This is a genomic window from Pseudonocardia sp. McavD-2-B, from assembly GCF_024124365.1.
Taxonomy (GTDB): Bacteria; Actinomycetota; Actinomycetes; order Mycobacteriales; family Pseudonocardiaceae; genus Pseudonocardia; species Pseudonocardia alni.
The window spans coordinates 1-8225 of sequence record NZ_JAMXSG010000265.1; the positions used below are offsets into that span (position 1 = coordinate 1).

The 8225-nt window shown below is 75.2% G+C and carries 5 protein-coding genes and 1 pseudogene; 1 reads left to right on the forward strand and 5 read right to left on the reverse strand.

Going from position 1 to position 8225, the window contains the following annotated elements:
• Window positions 1-85: 85 nt before the first annotated feature.
• The 3 genes from NH602_RS25220 to dxs are packed head-to-tail and all read right to left on the reverse strand — an operon-like array spanning window position 86 to window position 3874.
• Window positions 86-1252, reverse strand: a complete 1167-nt coding sequence (locus NH602_RS25220; RefSeq protein WP_253069090.1) for a cell wall metabolism sensor histidine kinase WalK — start codon at window positions 1250-1252, stop codon at window positions 86-88.
• 4 nt (window positions 1253-1256) lie between these two features.
• Window positions 1257-1934 (reverse strand): response regulator transcription factor, encoded by a 678-nt coding sequence (locus NH602_RS25225; RefSeq protein WP_062404606.1) that lies wholly within the window; start codon window positions 1932-1934, stop codon window positions 1257-1259.
• On the reverse strand, window positions 1934-3874 hold the full coding sequence (gene dxs / locus NH602_RS25230) for a 1-deoxy-D-xylulose-5-phosphate synthase (RefSeq protein ID WP_208820160.1): 1941 nt from the start codon (window positions 3872-3874) through the stop codon (window positions 1934-1936). Before dxs ends, NH602_RS25225 begins: the two co-directional genes overlap by 1 nt.
• A 669-nt stretch (window positions 3875-4543) precedes the next feature.
• On the opposite strand from dxs, the gene NH602_RS25235 reads away from it, so the two are divergent.
• Entirely contained in the window at window positions 4544-5923 is a 1380-nt protein-coding gene (locus NH602_RS25235) for a diguanylate cyclase (protein ID WP_253069091.1), read from the forward strand.
• Window positions 5924-6109: 186 nt separating this feature from the next.
• Here the strand turns inward: NH602_RS25235 and NH602_RS32035 are convergent, their stop codons facing one another.
• Together NH602_RS32035 and NH602_RS25245 are read right to left on the reverse strand one after the other, a co-directional pair.
• Window positions 6110-7429, reverse strand: coding sequence for a GGDEF domain-containing protein (locus NH602_RS32035; protein WP_253069092.1), 1320 nt, complete (start codon window positions 7427-7429; stop codon window positions 6110-6112).
• Between the two features lie 199 nt (window positions 7430-7628).
• Window positions 7629-8225 (reverse strand): annotated as a pseudogene (locus NH602_RS25245) (MFS transporter); the annotation flags it as partial.

Consider the following 8225-nt stretch of genomic DNA (forward strand, 5'->3'; position numbering starts at 1 on the left):
GCCCTGGCCACCCGCGCCCGCTGAGCCGCCCGAGCCGCCCCGGCCCGCGTCCCGGGTGAGGCACCCGGACCGGGTCGGCGTCCGGTCAGCGGGCGAGGACCGGGGCCCCGCCCGAGGGCTCCGGGGCCGTGCTGTCGTCGGGCAGCGCGACGTGCACCTCCAGTCCGCCACCGGGCACCGCCTCGGCGTGGACGGCCCCGCCGTGCGCGGTGGCCACCGACCGCACGATCGACAGCCCCAGGCCGGAGCCGCGGGTGTGGGCGGTGCGGGCCACCGGGCCCCGCCGGAACGGCTCGAACAGCTCGGCCACCCTGTCCGGGGCCAGCTCCGGCCCGGACGACGCGACCCGCAGCACGACCCCCGGCCCGGGCGTTCCGGTCCCGCAGCCGACCTCGATCCAGCCGCCGTCGCGGTTGTGCCGCACCGCGTTCTCCAGCAGGTTCGCCACCATCCGGCGCAGCAGCGGCTCGTTCCCCCGGGTCGTCGCCGGCCGGGGGTCGGTGCGCACGACCAGGCCGCGGACGGCGACGTCCCCGGTCACGGCCGCGAGCTCCGCGGCGACGAGCCCGGCCAGGTCCACCGACACCCGGTCGGAGCCCGGCATCGCTCCCCCGGCCTCGGTGCGGGCGAGCAGCAGCAGCCCGCTGACCAGCTCGTCGCAGCGGCGGCCCGCCTCCCGGACGACCCCGGCCATCCGGCGCAGCTCCTCGGCGTCGGCGTCGGGGTCCTGGAGCGTCACGTCGATCTCGGTGCGCAGCACCGCGAGCGGGGTGCGCAGCTCGTGCCCGGCGTTGGCGACGAACCGGGACTGCGCGTCGAACGCGGCCTGCAGCCGGTCGAGCATCGCGTCGACGGCGGCGGCCAGCTCGGCGACCTCGCCACGGGCACCGGCGAGCGCGACCCGCTCGTCGAGCGAGCTCGCCGAGAGCCGCGAGGTGGTCTCGACGACCCGGCGCAGCGGGTGCAGCACCCGCCCGACCAGCACCCAGGACGTGACCGCCCCGGCCGCGACGACCAGCGGGAACGCGATCAGCCCGGCCCGCAGCACCTCGGCGCGGGCCGCGGCGGCGACCGCGTCGCGGGCGGTCTCGGCGGGCACGGCGACCCCGCCGACGAACACCGTTCCGGGCAGCGCCGGGGTGCCCGCGACCACCGCGCCGACCAGCATCCAGCCGAGCCAGAGCAGCAGCGCGGCGACCGCGGCGACGAGCGCCGTCGCGAGCAGCGTCAGCCGCGGCCGGAGGGCGCCCACGCCGTCACGCCGTGGGGGTCCCGTCGGCGGGCACCCGGTACCCGGCACCGACGACGGTGTCGATCGGACCCGGCGCACCGAGCTTCTTGCGCAGGGTCATGACGGTGACCCGCACCGTGGTGGTGAACGGGTCGGCGTTCTCGTCCCAGACGCGTTCGAGCAGCTCCTCCGACGACACCACGGCCCCGCCTGCGGCGAGCAGGACCTCCAGCACGCCGAACTCCTTGCGGGTCAGCTCGACCGGCCGCCCGGAGCGCAGCACGGTGCGCCGGGCCGGGTCCAGCACGACGTCGCCTGCCCGCAGCGTGGGCGGCACCGCCGGGGTCGCCCGGCGGCCGAGCGCCCGGACCCGGGCGACCAGCTCGGGGAAGTCGAACGGCTTGGCCAGGTAGTCGTCGGCGCCACGGGACAGGCCCTCGACCTTGTCGGCCGGGGTGCCCGACGCGGTGAGCATCAGCACCCGGGTCAGGCCGCCCGCGGCGACGAGCTCGTCGCACAGGTCGTCGCCGCTGCGGCCGGGCAGGTCCCGGTCGAGGACGGCGACGTCGTAGCGGGTCACCGACAGCTTCTCCGAGCCCTCGTCGCCGTCGTAGGCCACGTCGACGGCCATCCCGTCCCGGCGCAGCCCGCGCACGACGGCGTCGGCCATCGCCGGCTCGTCCTCGACGACGATGACGCGCATCAGCGGGTGCGCTCCCGCCCGGGAACGGCGTCCTCGGGGGTCGAGGGGACCGCCGCGGCCGCCCACTCGGTGATCCGGCGGGCCATGTCCTGCTCGGTCAGCCCGGTCGCGGCGAGCACGTCGTCGCGGCTGCCGTGTTCCAGGTACTCCTGGGGCAGCGCGAGGTCGCGCTGGCGCACGTCGAGCTCGGCGGCGCGCAGCGCGTCGGACAGCGCGGAGCCGAACCCGCCGTGCGTGCCGCAGTCGGAGACGGTGACCACGAGCTGGTGGTCGGCGGCCAGCGTGAGCAGCTCCCGCGGGACCGGCAGCACCCACCGCGGGTCGACGACGGTCACGTCGACGCCCTGGTCGGCGAGCCGCTGCGCGACGGCGACGCCGGCCTTCGCGAACGCCCCGACGCAGACCAGCAGGACCTGGGAGCGCCCGTCGGACGGCTCGTGCAGCACGTCGACCCCGGCCGGGCCGTCGAGGCGGCGCAGCGCGGGCACCGAGCCGATCACCGAGCCCTTGGGGTAGCGCAGGGCGGTCGGGCCGTCGGTGACCGCGGTGGCCTCCCGGAACTCCTCGCGCAGGGTCTCCTCGTCACGGGGGGCCGCGACCCGCATGCCGGGCACGATGCCCAGCAGCGACAGGTCCCACATCCCGTTGTGCGACGGGCCGTCGCTGCCGGTGACCCCGGAGCGGTCCAGCACCAGCGTGACGCGCTCGCGGTGCAGGCCCACGTCCATCAGCAGCTGGTCGAAACCGCGGTTGAGGAACGTCGAGTACAGCGCGACGACGGGGTGCCGCCCGGCCCGGGCCAGCCCGGCGGCGGTGGTCAGCGCGTGCTGCTCGGCGATCCCGACGTCGACGATGCGGTCCGGGTGGGCGGCCGCGAACGGCGCCAGGCCGGTCGGGCCGAGCATCGCCGCGGTGATGGCGACGACGTCGGTGCGCCGCGACCCCAGCGCCACCATCTCCTCGGCGAACACGTCGGTCCAGCCGGTGACCGGGGTGCCGGTGGGCAGACCGGTCTCCGGGTCGAACGCGGCCGGGCTGTGCATCTGCTCGGCCTCGTCGTTCTCCGCGGGCGGGTAGCCGTTGCCCTTGCGGGTGACCGTGTGCACGATGACCGGCCCGCCGAAGCGCTTCGCCCGGCGCAGCGCCGACTCGAGCTGGCCGATGTCGTGGCCGTCGACCGGGCCGAAGTACTTGAGCCCCAGGTCGGAGAACAGCTCCTGCGGGGAGAGCGCGTCCTTCACCCCGGCCTTGAACGCGTGCAGGCCGGCGTAGAGCGCGGGCCCGACCACGGGGGTGCCGCGGACGGTGCGCTTGCCGGCCTCGAGCACCCGCTCGTAGCCGGGCTGCAGCCGCAGCGACGCGAGCCGGTCGGCCAGCCCGCCGATGGTCGGCGAGTAGGAGCGGCCGTTGTCGTTCACGACGACCACGACGTTGCGGTCCTCGCCGGCCGCGATGTTGTTGAGCGCCTCCCAGGCCATGCCACCGGTCAGCGCCCCGTCGCCGATCACGGCGACGACGTGCCGGTCGACCCCGGTCAGGGCGTGCGCGCGGGCGATCCCGTCGGCCCAGGACAGCGACGACGACGCGTGGCTGGACTCGACGTGGTCGTGCTCGGACTCGGCGCGGCTCGGGTAGCCCGACAGCCCGCCGGTCTTCTTCAGCCGGTCCCAGCCCTCCTGACGGCCGGTCAGCAGCTTGTGCACGTACGCCTGGTGCCCGGTGTCCCAGATCAGGGTGTCCTGCGGGGACTCGAAGACCCGGTGCAGGGCGATGCTCAGCTCCACCACACCCAGGTTGGGCCCCAGGTGGCCCCCGGTGCGGGACACCGCCTTGATCAGGAACCCACGGATCTCGGCCGCGAGCGAGGTCAGCTCGTCGGGCCCGAGCCCTCGCAGATCGGCCGGGCGCCGGATCGCCGAGAGTCCCCGGTTCGTCGTCACGTACTGCCTCCTCGCCGCCGGCCCCGTTCGGGCGTCCTCCACCACGGAGGACCGGCATCGACTCGTGGTCCCACTCTACGGACCGGTAGCCGAGGCGACCCGATGGCGCTGCCGGGCGCGGCGGGCGTCGACCGTCACCCGGACGGTGCCCGCCGCGTCCCGTGCTGCGACGCGGTACGTCCACTGTTCTCACCAACCCCAGTTACGCATTGTCGATCTCCTTTCGCACTCGGACCCACAGTTGATCGACACAATGGCCGCGGCCCTTACCGCGGACGCGTTCACCAACCCCAGTTGCGCATCGGACACCCCTTTCCTGATCGACATCTCCCACGTCGTGGCGCCGTCGTGACATCACGGGACAGCAATTACCGGCATACCGACATGGTCTCTCACGCATTCACCGGTGCCGCCGCCGAAAAGGGTGACCCGCCGTCGACCCGCGAACAAACCAGGGAGCACCATTGCGATATCAACAATCACCGGTCCGGCCGTGCGGCCGGCACTCAGCGTGATCACACCACTCGTCCGAGCAGCTACGACACGATCACGAAGCCGTATCGATCACAGACGGCGACGGGTGCGGTTAGGATCACGGAGGGGCCGCACGCCGGTCGCTGCCGCGGACGGGCAGGATCGGGTGGGACGACGCCGGCGAGGGAGGGACGTATGGCCCCGGAACCGGTCCGGCTGCACCAGGTCACCCGCTGGCCGATCTGGTCCATCCCGGGACGGCTGCTCGGCCCGGTCCTCGCCGTGGAACTGCTGGCGGTCTGCCTGGTGCTCGCCGGGCTGCTGAACCCGCCCCGGCTCGACCACGCGACACTGGTGCTGCTCGCCACGCTGACCGTGGCCGGGATCCTGCACACCGAGGTCGTGGCCGGCGTCGAACGCATCCGGCGCTACACCGCCGAGACCCACCACGTGAACCTGACCTCGGTCTGGACCTTCGCCTCGGCCCTGCTGCTGCCGCCGGTACTGGGCGCGTTCGTGGTGGTGGTGGTCTACACCCACCTCTACGTCCGGGTGCTGCGGCCGGTGCCGCCCCCGGACCGCAGGCCGGTCTACCGCGAGGTCTACAGCACCGCGACGGTCATCCTGTCCGTGCACGCGGCGGCCGGGGTGCTCGCCGCGACCCGGCCCGGCGAGCTCTACGGCAGCCTGCCCGGCACCCTCGCGCTGCTGCTCGCGCTGCTGACCTACACCGTCGTCAACACCTGCCTGGTCCTCGGCGTGGTCGCGGTGGCCAGCCCGGACACCCGGGTGGTGCGCATCCTGTTCGGCGGCGACGAGCTCACCCTGGAGCTGGCGACCCTCTGCCTGGGGGCGCTGACGGCGGGGGCGCTGGCCGCGAGCGGGCCGTTCGTCGCGCTGCTCGCGGTGCCGCCCATCCTGGCCCTGCACCGCACGATCCTGGTCCGCCAGCTGCGCGAACGGGCCGACACCGACGCCAAGACCGGGCTGCTCAACCACGCGGCCTGGCACCTGCGCGGGACCCACGAGCTGACCCTCGCCGAACGCGAACGGCGGCCCGCGGCGCTGCTGATCCTCGACCTGGACCACTTCAAGGAGATCAACGACACGCACGGCCACCTCTACGGCGACCAGGTCCTCGCCGCCACCGCCCAGATGCTGCGCGAGGAGCTGCGCGACCACGACCTCGTCGGCCGGTTCGGCGGGGAGGAGTTCGTCGTGCTGCTCCCCCGGCTCTCCGGCAACGACGGGCGCGAGGAGGTCCGGCAGATCGCCGAGCGGCTGCGCAGGCGGATCGCGGGCGGCTCCGGCCCGGTGGCTCCGCCGGACGGGGTCCCGGCCCAGCGGCTGCCCGCACCGTCCCCGGGCGCCGCCCGGACCGACGGCCGTCCGTCGCCCCGGGCCGGCGCCGGGATCACCGTCTCGATCGGCGGGGCGCTGTTCCCCGACGACGGCCACGCCCTGACCGGCCTGCTCGAGGTCGCCGACTCCGCGCTCTACGCGGCCAAGCGGGCCGGGCGCGACGCCGTGCGGATCGGGCGCCACACCTTCCCGGCCGAACCCGAACACGCCTGACGCTGCCGCGCCGACGCCGCCCCCTCCGGGACGGAGCCGATCAGCCGCCGCGGCCCGGCGCCCCCGGCGGCCCGGCGGCCCGGCGCCCGCTGTGCCCGGCGACCCGGTGGCGTACCCCCCGTCGTCCCGTCGCCCACGTCGTCGCGGGGCCCCGTGCCCGGTGCGGCGGACCCGGTCGCGCGGGGGTCAGCGGCCGGGGACGCTCCCGTCGCGTCCGGTCCGGACCTGGTCGCGCCCGGCCCGCTTGGCCGCGTAGAGGGCGTGGTCGGCGACCTGCAGCAGCTCGTCGAGGGACTCGCCGTCGCCGCCGGTCACCGCGACCCCGACCGACACCGACAGGTCGCAGATGGTGATGCCGCCGCCCGGGCCGTCGACGTGCACGGCCAGCGACCGGACGGTCCGCCGGATGCGCTCGGCCGCGTTGTGGGCGAGCTCGCGTCCCTCCGGCCCCACCGGCAGCCCGGCCAGGAGGACGACGAACTCCTCCCCGCCGAAGCGCCCGACCGGGTCGACCTCGCGGACCTGGGCCTTCAGCGTCCCGGCGACGGCGGAGAGCACCTCGTCGCCGGCGAGGTGGCCGTAACCGTCGTTGACGGCCTTGAAGTGGTCCAGGTCGAGGATCAGCACCGCGACCGCACCGCGCTGGCGCCGCGCCCGGGCGAGCGCCCGGTGCGCCCGGCCCCGCCACGCGACGGCGGTCAGCAGGTTGGTCTTGGCGTCGGTGTTCGCCCGCTCCTCCAGCTGCCGGATCAGCACCGCCCGGTGCAGCACCAGCAGCGGCGGGAGGACCAGCAGCACGAGCAGCACCTGGCGCTGCACGGCGAGCGCGGCCAGTACCGCCAGACACAGCGTCGCGCCCTCCAGCACGTGGTCGTCCCAGTCCCCCACCAGCCGTCGCCACTGGGGGCGGTGCGGCGAGGACAGCGCCAGCGCGGTCGCGACGAGCAGCTGGTTGACCAGTCCGTAGACCGCCATGGCCAGCAGCAGCGACAGGTAGCCGATCACCCGGCTCCCGCCGCCGACCCCCGCGGCCGCGGTGAGCGACTCGGACGGGACGAGGACCGAGGCGGCCATCGCGGCGAGCACGACGGTCGCGGTGGTGTAGGCGTGCCGGTACAACTGCGCCGCGGCGGGACGCCAGACCCGCCACCACAGGTGGCCGTAGACGGCCACGACCACCAGGCCCGCCATCCCCGGCGGCAGCAGCAGCGCGGCCGCGAAGGTCCAGACCGTCGACAGGTCGAAGTAGGAGACGTGTGCGACCCGCCGGCGCACCCGCTCGATACCGGTCGCCAGCTCGGTGTGCACCGCGCCGAGCGCCGCGAGACCGAGTGCGCCCAGTGCCAGCAGGCCGGTGTCGCGGTCCCACGGCAGCCGGGCCACGTCGGCCACGACGAGCACCACGGCGGTGAGCTCGACGAGCACCAGCACGGCGAGCACCCGCGCCGGCAGGCCGCGGAAGGGCCAGCGGGGACGTTCGGGCTCACCACTCCGGATCCCGGTCACGAGCACCTACCCGAACGGACGGGACCAATCGGCACACCGCGTTCGTCCGACACCGTCGATGTCACCCGAACGGGTATAATGACCGTCGATTCGTCACGTTGAGTGACACGAATGGCGGCGGTGCCGTCGTACCGGACGACAGGAGGTGACATCGTGCGCAACCGAGGCTGGTGATCACCGGGAACCACGCGTGCCGGGGTCATGCGACCGCCCCCGGACCGGCCGACCGGAGCATCCGGACCGCACCGAGGGCGAGCACGATCCCCACCGCACCGAACACACCGAGCGCCGTCGCCGGAGCGGTCCACTCGGCCAGCATCCCGCCGGCGAGGACCGCGACCCCCTGGGTCGCCACGAGACCCGACGCGGCGACGCCCACGGCGCTCCCGCGCACCGCGCTCGGCGTGGCCCGCGCGAAGCCCGACTGGGCCGCGATCAGGCAGGCCGTGGCGCAGGCTCCCGAGACCGCCCAGAGTGCGACCGCCTGCCACAGGCCGGCCGCCAGCGGCGTCAGTGCGAGCGGTAGCGCCGCCCCGACGGCCAACGGCACCAGGCCGCGTTCGCGCAGCCGGGCCGGCAGCACGTAGGCGACGAGCAGGGCCCCGACCGCGCTGCCCGCCGGGTCGGCCGCCATCAGGAGCCCGGTCGCCGCCGGGCCCGCCCCGATCGCGACGGCGTAGGCCGCCGCCAGCGCCTCGGGCAGCACGAAGATGCCGAGCATCCAGGCCATGAGGGCCAGCGAGCGCCGCCGGGGGTGGCCGAACACGACCGGCAGGCCGGCCAGTGCCGACCGCCA

Excerpts from the sequence above, each read along its gene's own strand:
- NH602_RS25235 (WP_253069091.1), top strand. The coding sequence starts at position 4,544 with ATGGCCCCGGAACCGGTCCGGCTGCACCAGGTCACCCGCTGGCCGATC.
- NH602_RS25225 (WP_062404606.1), bottom strand. The coding sequence starts at position 1,934 with ATGCGCGTCATCGTCGTCGAGGACGAGCCGGCGATGGCCGACGCCGTC.